Origin of the sequence: Leptospira sarikeiensis, assembly GCF_004769615.1 — a bacterium.
Taxonomy (GTDB): Bacteria; Spirochaetota; Leptospiria; order Leptospirales; family Leptospiraceae; genus Leptospira_B; species Leptospira_B sarikeiensis.
Window position 1 is genome coordinate 72,801 of the sequence record NZ_RQGF01000028.1, and the last position, 15,024, is coordinate 87,824.

Below are 15,024 nucleotides of genomic sequence, written 5' to 3' on the forward strand. Positions count from 1 at the left end.
CAAAAATGAAATTCAAAAAATCTTGTGTATACACATTCATCGGAGTGTTGTTACTTTATAGTTCGACAGTAGGAGCTCAGCTTGCTCCATACAAACTAACGAATCCTGTCTTAATTCGTCCATTTGGAGATTCGATCACATACGGAGTTGGATTCACAATAGACGGAGGATGTCCGATCTACGAAATCCTTCAATATATATGCATGCCGCCCGGATTAAAAGGCGGCGGATATAGAGGATGGATGACATTACTATCATTTCCACCCCAAGCAGACGGAATTGTATTTACAACTGAAGGTTACCAGAGTGGAGGATCTTACGTCCAACAATGGTTCGTAAATACACAAACTCATGATGGCTATCCTGGATGGACAATCGAACGACTGACTCCTGTAGCCGGTCGACCAAGTTTCTCGGATATCACCTTGGTCCATGCAGGCACAAACGATATGTGGCAGGTATTACAGATCCAAAATCCTACGGATGCACAAATGGATCAAATTGCTGCCACTACTGGGCAAAATTTGTTCAACATGCTGAACATCTTACTTAATACAAACCCGAAGACGTATATATTCGTAGCCCAAATCATCAAAACTTCCGCACCGCAACCAGGCTCCAAACCTTTTGATTATAATACCGTTAATAAGCTAATCGCAAAATACAATAGTTATATAGTGAACAACTGGATCAATCTCCCACCTTCCAGTCGGGAAAGAATGACTCTAGTCGACATGCACAGTACGTTGCAACCTGTAACTGATTATTTTCAAGACGGTATTCATCCAAATGCAAGTGGCTATCTAAAAATGGCATGTTCTTGGGTCAGAGCCATCAAAGCACAACCTGCAAATCAACAAGATCCTTGTAATGGTATTACAAATGGAACGCAGGTAAAAAAATTAACACCTACCGCGGAAGAGATCAAACAGATGACTCCTTCCAAAAAAGTGTTAGAACAGCTATTTAAAGGAAATTTACAGAAAAAATAAGATCATCTCATAAATTAGAAAAGTATGACATGAATTCTTTCACGAATGCTTTTCTAATTGTAAGCAATGCTGAGCACAGATTAAAATTTCTCTCACCAAGATTTACATCCTCTAAAACCGATTTGTTATGAGTAAAAACGGAAGCTAAAAGTAGGAAAACGCTGGATTTTTCCCATTAACGCTTCGTCTAGTTTTCTAAATTATTCTTTCCTAAAACATTTTAAGGCCAGAGATAGGCGTATGGATCCGGTGGGCAAAAAGCCTCCTCTATCTGTTTTTATTGCAGAAGACGAATACCCAGCCAGAGAACTTTTAGTTCGTTATATCATGGCAAGACCGGAGCTTCGCCTAGCAGGAATGGCAGAAGATGGAGACCAGGCCTTCCAAATCATCCAGGAATCCAATTTTGATATATTGTTCATGGATATCGACCTACCTGGTCGTTCCGGCATTCAGGTTCTCGAATCTCTCAACCGCCCTACCTATGTAATTTTTACGACTGCAGACAGTAAGTTTGCAGTCCAGGCATTCGATTTGGGAGCAGTGGATTATCTTTTAAAACCGTTCACATCCGAAAGATTCGATCTGGCAGTTGATCGAGCTTTAAAATTCAAACATTCGGAGAATACGGAAAAAACGAACGTATCAGAGAATACCGAACAATTTCTTTCCTTTTCCGAGAACTCGGTCCGCTACAGAATTGAATATAAAGATATTCTCTATTTCACATCCAATAATAAACGGACCATAATCCATACTTTCCGTAAAGATTATGAAACGTCCAAACTTCTTAAAGATATCTTAGAAACTCTTCCCGTCCAAAAATTTTTGAGAATTCATAAACAACATGTGGTGAATCTACAGTTCGTTTCTCATATACATTATACTGCGGGAGGAGCTTATTTGGTTTATTTAAAAGACGAAGAAGAAACTCCTCTTCCTGTAGGAAGAACCTTCGCCTCAGAACTCAGAAAACGTCTTGGCCTATAAAATATAGCCGGCGCATTTTAGAAAATATCCGCTCTTCTCTTCCCAAAATTTTCTAATTCAAGTAAAAACCGGATCATTCAATAGCGTTCACTTCTTCTGGAGTAACGTTCACTCCTTATTTTCATAATATAGAAATCGATTTTTTTCTTAGCCGTAGCATAGAAGCACATATGTAACAAATATTCTTCTACAAATAGCATTCACTCCCGAAATCCAAAGAACAACTATATTGCAGTTTTTTAATGATTGAAGAATCAGAATTCGATTTCAATTAGGAGCCATGATTTTTGAACAAACTTCTTTAGAAAGAAAGTCTCCTAATAAAAAGAACTTCCTGAAAAAAGTTTCTTTGCTCTTTCTATTTTTCTTTATTATTTCTTGCGCGAGCTCTAGTGCAGGGATCGCTACTAGCAATATCCCTCTTGGAAACAAAACATACTCCCCTATATCGGGAGTTCAAAAAGAAGTCCGTTGGTTTACTTTAGATCTTTTGATCTTCAGTATACCATTAGGAAAACCTTCTTTGGAATCGATCATCCAGGAAAGTTTAGAAGAGAAAAAAGCGGATGCACTCGTTAATATCAGATACTATAATCAAAAAGCCTCCTTCCTAATATTAGGAATCCATACTTTCGGAATTCTCGCAGACGCCGTTCGACTAGACGAAAATCGGGAGAAGCAGAATGTCCGCCCTCGGTAAGTTCTCCTTTCTAGTTGTTGGTTTAACAAGTATAGCTTGTATAGGCGGCGCCGAAATTAGAGATCTGTCTTTGGCAGATTCTGCGACTGTAATCCGGAACACGGAATATGAAGTTATTGAAACAGTTTCGGGAGAAACTTCTCAATTCTTTTTGTTCGGCGCAATTCCGATTACCCCTCCTTTAAATCCTAATCTTGCTTTATCAAAGGCAGTGTCCAAAGCCGAGGCAGGAACCTCCATTATAAGTTTAAAACAAGTTCATGAGACCAGATTATATTTTCCTTTAGGGACCGTTTCGGTCCTGCGCATAGAAGGTCTTCTTGTAGGACCTAAAACAAAGGAGAAAATCAAATGATATCCTTTGGATATATATTCGTTCCTTATGAATCACCCACTAAGAAGAATCCTTTATCCAAAGAAGAAACGGAAGTAAAGGAAGAACCTGAATCAGAGATCACCGAAGAAGAGAAGATCAAAAATACAAAGCTACCTATAGTTCCCATATTATTACTCGGATTATCCTTTTTTGTCCGGTGTTCATCTGAAGAAACAATCTCTGTAGAAGATGCACAAAGCCAGGTATTTTCTGCCGTTCAATATGTTTCTAAAAAATGCGGTGATCCGGCTCCTTCTCCACCTCTCATCGTTTTCGATGAAGTTTATAAAAGAAATTTAGATCTTTGCACAATCGCAATCACAAGGACCGAATGCCCCTTTCTCGGTTATCCAATCAGTTGTGTCCTCATGTATTTAGACAAAGAGGCTTCCAACATCCCATGGTACGTTAATTATGAAGAACTTAATAAAATTAAATTTCCTTAATATATTTATTCTATTTTTGGTCTTAGGATCTTTCTCCTTAGAAGCGGTTGAATTCCAAGGAAAAGTCTGGAATGAAAGCCAAAATAAACCGGAAGTCGGAGCAGGTGTTCTCGTATTTGAAACGAAAAGAATATTCAAAACGGATACGAACGGTTTATTCAAAGGAGAAGTTCCTGAAGAAGGCCCTTATACGATTCGGATCATTTTAGCCACAGGAATGATAGAAAAGAAAGTTCGGATCGAAGCCGGAATGTTCTTAAATCTAAACTCTTCTCCTCAGGAAAGAACAACGTCAAAAGGCGCCATCCAAGTTATGGGAGAAAGAGAAAAAACTTCAGTGTCACGAACAAGTGTAGGTTATGAAGAAATAAAAAGGATGCCGGGGACTTTCGGCGAAGCATTGAGAGGGATCGAAACTCTTCCGGGCATTACTCCTCCTTTGAGTTTCGGAGGAGGCGCGAATTCCTTTATAGTGCGAGGCGCGGATCCATCTTGGAATACCTATCTATATGACGATCTTCCCATTCTCTATCCATTTCATACGGACGGATTAACATCCGTCATACATAACGATTTAATAAAGTCTATCGATCTATATTCGGGAGCTTATCCGGCAAATTATAATAACGCGACCGGTGGTGTGATCGACATAGAAACCACAAGTTCTCCTGCAAAAACAAAGGCAGCCTTACAAGTTACACTTTGGAATACGACTTCTATGGTAAGCACACCTGCATTCGGAGGGAAAGGTTCCGTTTCCATAGCGGGAAAAGTCGGTTACCTTGATAAGTCTATTGCTTTGATCGCAGATGTTCCCGAAGGAGTGAATCTTCCTAAATATACAGATTCGCAAGTCAAGGTTGTCTATGATTTGGATCCAAAAAATAGGCTCATTTTCTATAATTTGACTGCGGGAGATAGCCTCTCCTTAAACATTCCAAATAAAGAGAATAACGATCCTACAAAGGATTCATTTTCCGCATATGCGGGAGGTAATCTTTCCATAGGTCAAAGATTTCGTACCACCGCAATCCGTCATATCTGGACCCCGATTGAAACTCTTTCCAATAGACTTACTTTAATAAATTATGATACTCTAGCGGATAATAATATCTCCGTTGGAAGTCTTGTCGGAAAAATTTACAATCGAAACGCATATACAGGTTTAAGACAGGACTTAACCTGGAATCCAACCAATTGGTTTAAGGCGGACTTGGGTTCCGAATTTAGAATGTTATCTTCTCGAATTTTTGGAACAAGTGTTGTTCAAAACGATCCGAGTAACCCTGCTCCAAATCCATTTGATACACTAAATCCCGCCTTCAGCTCTATCCCAGTAAACCAAGGTACCGGTAGTAACTACTACAATGCTTATCTTTCTCTTACATTCAAATGGAAGGGACTCGTATTTACTCCCGGAGCTCGTTACGATCATCTAGGCGCCATTAATAATGGAGCTCTGGCCCCGAGAGCAAACCTAAGTTATAAGTTCGGAAAAGAAGGATATAAAACTGGGATCATAGCTGGAGCAGGAGAATTTACACACCAACCTCTTGCAGAATATTATAATAAGGATACTGGAAACCCAGATCTAAAATTTGAGAAGGCAAGAAAGTACAGCTTAGGTTTAGAACAAGCGATAGGTCCTCAATGGAATGTTAAGGTAGAAGGATTTGGACAAGAATTCAGGGACATAGTTGTTCAAGATCCTTATATTTACACTCCTCTATCCGAAAACACAGATTCGGTCACAAAATACATTCAACCGTATTATACGGATAAAAAATTAAATTATTCTAATAAAGGAACTGGTTGGTCCAGAGGTTATGAAGTTATCCTTCGTAAAAATCATACTCCGGGAGTAGGAGAATGGTTCGGTTGGATTTCCTACACCTATAGTAAAAGTATGAGAAACGAAGGTGTCTATCAAATGTATGATGGAGACCCCGCATTATCAAACTATAAAGAAATCGCTCTTGTTAACCAATACTATACTAATTCCAAGGAACAAGCGGCGCCCTATTCCAGGACACATGTATTAAACTTCGTATTCGGCTGGAAGATTTCCGATAAACATCAATTAGGTGCTCGATGGACCTACCTTACATCCGCTCCGATCATACCTATCACAGGAGATGACGGAGGGCAATTTTCAAATCCCGCCAATGGACAAACCTATTGGAATGAGACTTATTCTAATAATCCTTATAGTTCTACGTATGGATATTCAAGAAGAGGAAAAGATTACCAAAGGTTAGATATCCGTTGGGACATTTTCCATAGATATGATTGGGGTTACGTCAATTGGTATCTGGAAATCGTAAACGTATATATGAGAAAGAACGTGAGCGGAGAAGAATATGATAACACCAAACCTTATTCTCGCACCAATCCAAAGGATAGCGAAGTTTTCGGGACCTTGGTCGTAGGAAGTTCCACAGTGATCCCATTTTTTAACGTAGGAATGGAAATCCGTCTCTAAGGATCTGATTGCGGACAAGCAACTTAGGACCCGAACGGATACAAGCTAAATTTATTAAAATATTAAGATATATCAATATAGAGGAAAAGATATGTTTGATTTTGTAGAAATAGGAGAACTCTCCGTATTTATTTTACTCGGCCTAGCTTCGACTCTCGCCATAGCTGTCGGGATCGAAAGATGGTTCGTATTTTCAAAAAGAGAAGGAAAAGACCCCGATTCTTCTTTTTGGGGAATTTCAGAAGGTCTCGAATCAGGAGACACTGAATCAGTCCAAAGATACGCTATAGAGAGTGAATCCAACGCGTACAATGGATTCGGGAGCTATGCATTGAAGGTTTTTTCTTCCGGAACTTCTTCCAAAAAAGAACTCTTACAGAGTAAAATTGCGGAAGAGAAAGGGCTCTTGGAAAGAAGGCTTTCTATCTTATCTACACTCGGGAACAACGCACCTTTTTTAGGATTATTGGGCACCGTTTTAGGGGTGATCAAGGCATTTCATGGTTTAGGAACTTTAGGAAGTAGCGGTGCAGAGGTAGTTATGAGAAGTATTTCTACTGCACTTCTCGCCACAGCGGGAGGACTTGCTCTCGCGATACCTGTAGTAATTCTAAACAACTACTTCCAAAGAAAAAAAATAACAATATTAGGAAATCTTGAAATTCTTTCTTTAAAGGCTTTGGGCGGATTTTCTAATCCTAATTCAAATCACCATAGATCAGGATCCCAAACGGGTTCCGCGGTTTTGTGAGGAAATATGGCAGCTTCATCACAAAACGAATCAGAAGAGATCAGTAGCATCAATATCACGCCAATGGTGGATATCATTCTGGTCTTACTTGTAATCTTCATGGTAACCGCCAACTTTTTAAAACAGGAATCGGTAAATATCAATCTACCCAAAGTCCAAGCAGCGGATCCTAATGTTTCCGAATCGTTGCAGGTATCTTTGACTAAAGATGGAAAATTATATTTAGAAGGTGCTGAGACGAATATTCAAGCCTTAAGTAATCGGCTAATAAGAGATTCAAAATTCAAACCCAATATGAGGCTTACTCTTTCTGCGGACGAAGGACTAACCTATGGAAAAATTGCAGAAACAATGGGATTGATCCGTAAAGCGGGTGTGACTCGGATTGCCTTGTCCGTAAGGAAATAGGATGGAAACAAGAAGCTTCAGTAAAACTGTAGAAAAGGTTTTTAAAATTTCCATCCTCGCTTCTTTATTACTGCACGGGATCTCCGTGGGAGGATTCTATATTAGCCAAATGCAAAATAGTGCAACTATGGATTCTGCCGATCTGTCTCCGGTTGAAATTGATCTAGATGATTTCCCTCCCGAATTATTAGGAGGCGCCGAAAGCCCCGCACCCGTTGAAAAACAGGATTGGGTAGAAGGATCTAAAAAAGACGGAGAAGATCCTAACAACGATGATCTAGATCCGAATAAAGTAAGTGGAGATGGAAAGGATAAAGATGGCTTTTTATATTCTTATAATGGAGATAGGCCGCCTACTCCTATCTTGGATTTTGACCCAAACTCATATTTCCCGGACGCGGCAAAAAACTCAGGGATCACAGAAAAAACTGTGGTGGTTCTCGTACAAGTGGACGAGTCTGGAACCCTGAGAAGTGCAAAAGTTGTTTCCGGAAACCCCGGTTATGGTTTTGATTCTGCTGCTCTGAAGATCATACATCTAGCTAGATTTTCACCTGGGTATAGCCAAGGAAAACCTACAAGCATGTCTCATAGAGTTCCGATCCATTTTAGGTTAGGGGATTAAGAGAGGATGAAAAAAGAACCTTTAGAACCTGAGAAAAATCCCTATAAACATAAAAAGCCCTGGGTAGCTTACGGATTCATTGTTGCGATCGTTCCTATTTTACTCGGAACATATCTTTATACAAATTCGCTTATAGAGCAAAAAGATGAAGACCAGCTTTACATTGTTTCACCGGAAGCGAGCGTCGCTTATATATTAGGAGATCTTTCTTTCGATCCTAAAGGATTCCCGGAATGGGATGAGAAAAAAAAAGTTGGAGTAAATTGGATCCGCCCTATTCGGACCAGGTCCATGAGTTTTACTAATGACGATCTAAACTCGATTCTTTCGCACGAATTTAACTGGTATAAAGTTTCACTCGATGGCCTTCCTCCTATGGAAGACGCAACGATGAATATGCAACATTTCTTTTGTCATTTTGAAATTTACATGGATAATGGTGAGAAAATTTTCTCTTACGGATCCATGGAGCCTGGATCCGAAATTAAATTCAAAGGATTCCAACAAACTCTAATTTCTTTACCAAAAAATTCTAATATTAAATTTTTATACCTTCGCTTTCGACATCCTCCCAATGTTATTTTTGGTTTAGGATCGAAACGTACCTTCATCGGAGACAAAACTTCAGTAATCCTAAGATTAGTTCAGGATGAATTTTACGTAATTGTATTTTCCAGTATGAGCATATTCATCGGGATATTTGCGATTATTCTATTTTTATTCCGCTGGAGACAAAGATATTATAGCCTTTTAGAATTCGGGTTATTTTCACTTTGCCTAGGCGCAATGTACGTATGCGCGAATCCGCTTGTGCTTTGGTTTACTTCGAATCATTATATCGGTTTTTTTTCGTTTGCTGCTTTCTTTTACTCCTTCCCTATCATGATGCTCGTTTTTTTCATACGATCGTATGGTGCAGGTCCTTTCAAAATTTTAATTTGGTTCTTAAGAGTCTTCTTAATCATATCTCCAATCCAATTTGTTTCCTATCTTTTCACAGGCACTCCAGGCACTGCTCTTCTCTTAATTATAGCAAGTACGATCAATATCATTTTTGTAACTATCTCCATGTGCGGAATGTTATTAGTTGCCTATCTTTCCTATAGAAGGGATCCGCGCCACGGACTTGTCGCGGTTATTGGTTTAGCCTTTGCCGTGTTATTATTTTTATATCAATTTCTGAGAGGTTTTTTGGGGTATAACTCTCCTGAAAACCTCACTCATTTAAATGGCCCGATGGGAATTTTGTGTTTTGGGATCATCTTAGAGAGGGCCTTTAGAGAAAGGGAAGAAAGAATAAAAGAATATTCAGAAAATTTAATTAAATATGAAAAGTCCTTAAGAGAATCGGAGCTCAAATCTTTACAACATAAAATGAGCCCTCATTATCTGTTCAATTCTCTAAATACGGTCCATGCATTAATTGCAGTGGATCCGACTCTCGCCGATAAGGCCTTGATCCGTTTATCCGATAATTACAGATATCTAGTAGATACATCAGGGCAATCCCTGGTTCCTTTCGAAGAAGAATGGAAATTTCTGGAGGATTATCTTCATCTTCATAAACTTCGCTTCTTAACAAACTTAGACTTGGAAATAAATAAGCGGGGAAGTTTTGAGAATGTCAAGATCCCTCCGCTTACCCTCCAGCCCATTGTTGAAAATTCTTTCAAACATGGATTTAGAACAAGGACAGGAATTCAATGGAACCTGAAAGTCAGCGCGATCTCTGATCCACTGACAGAAACTCTCATGATTACAGTAACGGATAATGGAAAAGGTTTAGGAAATTCTTCCTACAATCTTTGGAATCGTTCTCTAGGAGGGATCAAACTTCGACTGGAGCATTATTTCGAAAATCCTGAAATAGAGGTCGATTCTCCTGAATCGGGAGGCATGATCGTTCGGATCCTGATCCCTTGGAAGAATAAACTGGATTCCGGACTGCCTTAAGATCTGGTTCACCCGTACTATTTCTGATTAGATAGATTAGGCAGTGTTAACAATGAGAGAAGATGGCAAACGCTCTTTACCCTCAAAAGAACTTCAATTTCCTAGTATAAATATAATTCTGCAAGAATACCATTTCTCTCAAATTTAAATCAAAATCCGCCAACACTAATATCCAATACAGGATAACGCTTTTCGATCCATTTCACTGAATGAAGAGACTTTTTCACCTTCACTTCTTCTCAAAATGGCCCCTTGATAAATATTGACTTAAAAATTGTTCAAACAAATTGTTATTCAATTGATAGAGGCATATATTACTTGAAACGAATTTTCATCTTCATAATATTCTGCTCCGTAGGATGCACATCCAGCTCCTTAGTTAAGAACCCTTCGAGCAAAGATCCGATGAGGAGCAAAACTCCTAAAATTTTCATCCAGTCTATGGATCATAATAAGGAAGTTTCCCAGGAAATTCCGGAGAATATTACAAATTTATTAACTTTAAGACTGATCAATCGGCTAGGGGATCAATATATCGTGATGAGCGATATTGCTATGGGATCCCTCTTGAACCAAGCTTCTCTTCAACTGTCCGGCTTTGGAACAAAACAAGGTATCGAAAATCTCAAGACGATCGCGGACTTCGATGTATTAATTTCCGGGACTGTTGCCAGGCGCGCCAATAAATATCTTCTCACCTTAAAAGTAGTCAAACGTTCAACTAGAGCCGAAGGTTTCGAAATTCTTTTCACGGAGAATTTGGAAGCATTCCCCTACCAATTCGATTATTATACAGAGGAGATCTCCAAGAAGACTCAGAATCCTAAATACATAGTGAATTCTCTAAATGCTCCACAAAAAGAAAATCTAGAATTAACTTTTTTAAAGATCAAAACGGCAACGGTTTCTTCCGAAAGATTGGAAGCCTACGTTTTTGGCGGAGGAGACTCAAATGCTAGAATGTTATCCGACGTGCTCAAGGAACGCCTTTTAAATGCGGACCAACTTGTTGCGAAAAAGGAATATGCTGAGGCTGCCGAAATCTATCTGAAATCGATCCAGGCAGTGCAAAGTATCAGCGAAGAATATCAAAAGTCCTTACAGGATCTCCTCTCTCTAATTCGTAAAAATTTAGACATCACTTATTCCCGCTTATTTCAAGAAAAACTATCAAAGATCGATCAAGCTTTAAACTTAGAGAAGTCTATCTCGCCGGAATCCCTAAATAATTATTATCTTTCCTATCAAAACGTTTTAGACGAAATTAATTCAACTACAGAATTCAATCAGAAAATCAAAACAAAAGAAGCGGTAGAATATAGGATCGCGGAAGTAAAAATTGCATCTTTCAGATATATGGAGAAGGAAGCAGATAATTCTTACCAGAAATTGGATTTCCTAAGATCTCATGATATCTATCACCAAATCGTAAAAGAAGCTCAAGTATATCTTGAACCTGTAATGAATCAGCCTAACTTCGCTAAGATATTGACTCGATTCGAACAGAAAGACATTACAGCGGCAAATAGTGCCAGATCTTATGTGAATCATACGGTAAACGGTCTCTTAGAGATTGCGGAGATGGAAAACGCAAGAGCAGTTTTAGAGAAAAGTTTCGACAACGGAGACTTCGGAGATCACTTCGAAAAATCCGTTCAATATCTAGAAGCTGCTCATGCTCAACTTACGATACAGGAGCAATTTGCTTCTCCGGAAATTATCGAGAAATACAATCTGTCAACTGCTCATATCAATGAAAATATCTCAAATCATAGAGACTACAGCTTGACGAATGTTCTTCTTTTACCTTTCCGTTATGTGGGGAATCTATTTAAAGGTGTCACCGACATATTTGTTTTCAAGTTCGGATATGGAATAGGAGCCGGAACTGAAGTCGGCCCCTTAGGAACCTCAATCGGAATCGCAAAAGTTCCCTTAGAATTCGGGACCGCTTATCCGAATGATTCGCACTCTGAGATTTCGTCCGTCTCGAGAGAATTGAAACGACGCGACACATTACGAAGTGCAAATCAGCCGTTGGCATGGGGAGCTGGCATCTTAGGCGCAAATACTTGCTCAAACGCACTAGTCCTTCGATTATGCGACGAGGACAGGAGAGTTTATTCCGGAATTAATTTCTGGGTAGGAGTTGGTCCTGCATTTCATTTGAGTATAGAAACACATCGTCTCTTAGAATTTTTAGGTGTATTGGTATTCCAAGACCCGCATATCATCGAAGATCAAAACGAAAGATTTTTGTATTTCTCTTTTGCCAAAGGGAAAAAGTTTAAGAAGCGAAAAGTTGTTAAATGATAGATCGAACTTCTATCTATATCGGAGGATACTTAAGTAAGATGAAAGAGAAGAAGTTTCTTATTACTCTAGTCTCTATCACGGCAATGTTGTTCTCGATAAACTGCAACCCCGGGTCCTCAATACCCATTGTAATGCTTAAACCGGACGGGTACGATGAATGGACCAGCCTTCTGGGTGTCGTTGGCACAGAAGGACAAGCATTCGGAATAACCTCGGATCACTCTGGAAACATTTATACTACCGGTTATTCAGGTTTTGATTTAGATGGCATACCCGCAGTTGGCTTCCCTGATTTGTTTGTTATTAAGTTTAATAGCAAAGGAGAAAAACAATGGACAAGACGATTAGGCACACCTGACGTTAGCACACTTGCATTTGGGATTACCTCAGATTCAGACGGAAACGTTTATACTACTGGCACTACAAAAGGAGATCTGGACGGTCAATTAGGAACTGGATTTTTTAGTCTATTTGTAACTAAGTATGATGGTAACGGGGAAAGGTTATGGACGAGGTTATTAGGCATCCAAGGTGCCAATGCATATGCAACAGCAATCACCTCTGATTCTATCGGAAATGTTTATACAACCGGTTACACTGACTGGTCTCTAGATGGTCAAACTCGTATCGGTGAGATGGATCAATTTGTTGTTAAATACAATAGTAATGGAGAAAAGTTATGGACTCGGCAACTAGGCACCGGAGGAATAATCTACGGGCGAGGGATCACATTAGATGCATTAGGAAATCTTTATACTGCTAGTGACCAACTCATAGCTAAATACAACAGCAATGGAGAAAAACTTTCACAAGCATATACAGGATTATATAACGTTTCCGGAATCACTTCAGACAACTCCGGAAATTTTTACATTAGCGGTACAACAGGAGAAAATTTAGACGGTCAAACTAGTCCAGGGCAATCGAAACTCTTCGTAAAAAAATTCAACAGCAACGGAGTAAGACAATGGACGAGACAGTTAGGCGCTCTCAATAAGGATACGAGCGCGACGGGAATCGCTTCGGACTCCTCCGGAAATGTTTATATCACTGGCTACACAACCGGAAATCTAGATAACCAAATTCTTATAATGCGCACCAATATGTTTGTTGTTAAGTATAATAGTAACGGAGAAAAGTTATGGACGAGGTTACGGGCCGCGCACGGTAAAAGAACGTACGCGTATGGGATCACCCTAGATCCCTCGGAAAATATTTATACCACAGGATATACAGTAGGAAATCCAATTTACAATGCAGATCAAGGGTTTTACGACTTGTTCGTAAGTAGATTCGATAAAAATTAAAGTGTATTCGCCCGAGAAGATTTTAACTACTACCTCTCAGGCAAAGTTATCAACCGTAATATCTTCACTATCTGTCTTCAAAGTTTTTGTAATAATTTCAGAATATTAGGATCTCTTGATTCTTTCATCTCAGATTCGTCCAAATCACTTTCGATAAGACTCCTGCTATTCTCTTCTAAAATATATTTTTTATCCTTATACAAAACCCCTTTAGAACTTCTTGGCCCCCATGGATAAAGAGGCATACGAAATTCGTAGTCGGGATCAAAGAAAGAGGTCCCATTCTTCTCCTTATAAGAACCAAAATCCAAAAGTTCTAATAAGGATGGAAACACGTCATGGATCCCACCTTTCTCCGCACTCGGTATCGAAAACTCAGGAGAATAATAAAGAAAAGGAACTCGTACTTCCTCGTTTTTAATCGAAAACCCATGCTTATAAACGCCGAATTTTCCGAAAGATTCTCCATGATCCGAAAGAAGCAAATAGATCGTCTGGTTCGGGAATCGATCTTCGTTTTTTCTCACGAAAGAATCCACGAGATGGAGCTCGTACTCCAAAGAATTTAAGTATCTTCCATAATCCGAATCTTCCTCAAATCTATAAAACTTCTCCGGATGCGGATTAAAATATGGAGAATGAGTATTCGTAAAATATAAAATATATAAATAAGGAGAGGGATCTAATTGAGAAAAATCAGATGCGAAATCGATAAGGACCGAATCTTCCAGGCCCCATTGAAATTCTTTGTAATTCTTTTTCGCATTATTTCTAAAGTAATTTCGGTCATACAAAGGAATTCTCCAATCCTGCATCATCCTTTGTATATTTTCGAAATAACCTGCACCCGAGAATAGAAACCGTATCTTATAACCTGCTCTTTCAAACTCAGATGTTATAGGTTGTGCAGACTTCGTATTTTCAGAATTTGGTTCCCTTCTAGAATCGGAGTAATTCCCAGTAATCAAAGAAAAGAGAGAATTCGAACTATGAGGAATAGGCACAAAGAAATATTCTATCTCTTCCCAATTTTTAAATGAAGACAGATCTACTTTAGTAAAAGCTTCCTTACTAATTCCTTCCAATAGAAAAATGATTATATTTTTATTCCGTTGAGGCTTGGTATTTGAATTGGATCTTGAAAAGCGATCCAAGACCATTTTATTCGGGTTAGAAACTAACTTATCCGAAAACAACAAGAGGTAACTCCCAGCTACTATAAGTAGAGTTAAAATTGGGATCGTTGGGGATCCGATCCTACCTTTTTGCAAAAATAGCCTGTCGATTTTCGGTATGAAGTAAAAGCAAGCTACCGCTGAGGATATAAACCATAAATGATAAAAGAAACCTAACCTACTAAACGCAAAAAAAGCATCTTGATATAAAATTCCCAGATTTTGGAGGAAATACGATGTTAAACCAAAATTTGGAATTAATTTCAAGTTCTCATACGAAATTCCGGAAATATAAAAGATCAAAAGAATAAAAATTGAATATAGAATTTGAGCATAATCCAAATAGAGAAGTCTGTTTTTCTTTTCGAAAACATACAAAGCGACAAATAATAAAATTGTTAATAGGAAGATCGTTATAAAAAGAAAGATCGAGATCCGAAAAATTCCGGGACCCACAATCAAACCTAAGTGGGATGTAAGCAAAGAAATGATTGGAAAGATCA

13 protein-coding genes are annotated in these 15,024 nt (G+C 38.8%); 12 read left to right on the plus strand and 1 reads right to left on the minus strand.

The features are described from left to right. Positions 1 to 5: 5 nt before the first annotated feature. The 12 genes from EHQ64_RS11590 (at position 6) to EHQ64_RS11645 (ending at position 13,346) form a co-directional block, all read left to right on the plus strand. Entirely contained in the window at positions 6 to 992 is a 987-nt protein-coding gene (locus EHQ64_RS11590) for a GDSL-type esterase/lipase family protein (protein ID WP_135649649.1), read from the plus strand. A 240-nt stretch (positions 993 to 1,232) separates the two neighbouring features. Beyond that, positions 1,233 to 1,982 (plus strand): LytR/AlgR family response regulator transcription factor, encoded by a 750-nt coding sequence (locus EHQ64_RS11595; protein WP_135649650.1) that lies wholly within the window; start codon positions 1,233 to 1,235, stop codon positions 1,980 to 1,982. A 280-nt stretch (positions 1,983 to 2,262) separates the two neighbouring features. After that, entirely contained in the window at positions 2,263 to 2,682 is a 420-nt protein-coding gene (locus EHQ64_RS11600; protein WP_135649651.1) for an LIC20211 family lipoprotein, read from the plus strand. Continuing rightward, positions 2,666 to 3,037, plus strand: coding sequence for a hypothetical protein (locus EHQ64_RS11605; RefSeq protein WP_135649652.1), 372 nt, complete (start codon positions 2,666 to 2,668; stop codon positions 3,035 to 3,037). Before EHQ64_RS11600 ends, EHQ64_RS11605 begins: the two co-directional genes overlap by 17 nt. Continuing rightward, the gene (locus tag EHQ64_RS11610; protein ID WP_342775354.1) at positions 3,034 to 3,504 is read left to right on the plus strand and encodes a hypothetical protein; all 471 of its coding nucleotides are present in this window, start codon (positions 3,034 to 3,036) and stop codon (positions 3,502 to 3,504) included. The genes EHQ64_RS11605 and EHQ64_RS11610 overlap by 4 nt, the downstream gene beginning before the upstream one ends. Further along, the gene (locus EHQ64_RS11615; protein WP_135649653.1) at positions 3,473 to 5,986 is read left to right on the plus strand and encodes a TonB-dependent receptor; all 2,514 of its coding nucleotides are present in this window, start codon (positions 3,473 to 3,475) and stop codon (positions 5,984 to 5,986) included. The genes EHQ64_RS11610 and EHQ64_RS11615 overlap by 32 nt, the downstream gene beginning before the upstream one ends. A gap of 91 nt (positions 5,987 to 6,077) precedes the next feature. Next, positions 6,078 to 6,737 (plus strand): MotA/TolQ/ExbB proton channel family protein, encoded by a 660-nt coding sequence (locus tag EHQ64_RS11620; protein WP_135649654.1) that lies wholly within the window; start codon positions 6,078 to 6,080, stop codon positions 6,735 to 6,737. A 6-nt stretch (positions 6,738 to 6,743) separates the two neighbouring features. Further along, positions 6,744 to 7,145 carry an ExbD/TolR family protein gene (locus EHQ64_RS11625; RefSeq protein ID WP_135649655.1) on the plus strand — a complete coding sequence of 134 codons (402 nt, stop codon included), beginning with the start codon at positions 6,744 to 6,746 and terminating at the stop codon, positions 7,143 to 7,145. Between the two features lies 1 nt (position 7,146). Next, complete coding sequence (locus EHQ64_RS11630) at positions 7,147 to 7,770, plus strand: energy transducer TonB (RefSeq protein WP_135649656.1); 624 nt, start codon at positions 7,147 to 7,149, stop codon at positions 7,768 to 7,770. 6 nt (positions 7,771 to 7,776) lie between these two features. Continuing rightward, entirely contained in the window at positions 7,777 to 9,723 is a 1,947-nt protein-coding gene (locus tag EHQ64_RS11635) for a sensor histidine kinase (RefSeq protein WP_135649657.1), read from the plus strand. A gap of 405 nt (positions 9,724 to 10,128) precedes the next feature. Then, positions 10,129 to 12,036 carry a hypothetical protein gene (locus EHQ64_RS11640; RefSeq protein WP_135649658.1) on the plus strand — a complete coding sequence of 636 codons (1,908 nt, stop codon included), beginning with the start codon at positions 10,129 to 10,131 and terminating at the stop codon, positions 12,034 to 12,036. After that, positions 12,033 to 13,346 carry an SBBP repeat-containing protein gene (locus tag EHQ64_RS11645; RefSeq protein WP_135649659.1) on the plus strand — a complete coding sequence of 438 codons (1,314 nt, stop codon included), beginning with the start codon at positions 12,033 to 12,035 and terminating at the stop codon, positions 13,344 to 13,346. Before EHQ64_RS11640 ends, EHQ64_RS11645 begins: the two co-directional genes overlap by 4 nt. A 77-nt stretch (positions 13,347 to 13,423) precedes the next feature. On the opposite strand, the gene EHQ64_RS11650 is transcribed toward EHQ64_RS11645, so the two are convergent. Beyond that, complete coding sequence (locus tag EHQ64_RS11650) at positions 13,424 to 14,542, minus strand: sulfatase-like hydrolase/transferase (RefSeq protein ID WP_167882394.1); 1,119 nt, start codon at positions 14,540 to 14,542, stop codon at positions 13,424 to 13,426. Between the last annotated feature and the right edge of the window lie 482 nt (positions 14,543 to 15,024).

Bases quoted from the DNA above. Each gene is read 5' to 3' on its own strand.
- EHQ64_RS11590 (WP_135649649.1), top strand. From the start codon at position 6: ATGAAATTCAAAAAATCTTGTGTATACACATTCATCGGAGTGTTGTTA.
- EHQ64_RS11595 (WP_135649650.1), top strand. From the start codon at position 1,233: ATGGATCCGGTGGGCAAAAAGCCTCCTCTATCTGTTTTTATTGCAGAA.
- EHQ64_RS11600 (WP_135649651.1), top strand. From the start codon at position 2,263: ATGATTTTTGAACAAACTTCTTTAGAAAGAAAGTCTCCTAATAAAAAG.
- EHQ64_RS11605 (WP_135649652.1), top strand. From the start codon at position 2,666: ATGTCCGCCCTCGGTAAGTTCTCCTTTCTAGTTGTTGGTTTAACAAGT.
- EHQ64_RS11610 (WP_342775354.1), top strand. From the start codon at position 3,034: ATGATATCCTTTGGATATATATTCGTTCCTTATGAATCACCCACTAAG.
- EHQ64_RS11615 (WP_135649653.1), top strand. From the start codon at position 3,473: ATGAAGAACTTAATAAAATTAAATTTCCTTAATATATTTATTCTATTT.
- EHQ64_RS11620 (WP_135649654.1), top strand. From the start codon at position 6,078: ATGTTTGATTTTGTAGAAATAGGAGAACTCTCCGTATTTATTTTACTC.
- EHQ64_RS11625 (WP_135649655.1), top strand. From the start codon at position 6,744: ATGGCAGCTTCATCACAAAACGAATCAGAAGAGATCAGTAGCATCAAT.
- EHQ64_RS11630 (WP_135649656.1), top strand. From the start codon at position 7,147: ATGGAAACAAGAAGCTTCAGTAAAACTGTAGAAAAGGTTTTTAAAATT.
- EHQ64_RS11635 (WP_135649657.1), top strand. From the start codon at position 7,777: ATGAAAAAAGAACCTTTAGAACCTGAGAAAAATCCCTATAAACATAAA.
- EHQ64_RS11640 (WP_135649658.1), top strand. From the start codon at position 10,129: ATGAGGAGCAAAACTCCTAAAATTTTCATCCAGTCTATGGATCATAAT.
- EHQ64_RS11645 (WP_135649659.1), top strand. From the start codon at position 12,033: ATGATAGATCGAACTTCTATCTATATCGGAGGATACTTAAGTAAGATG.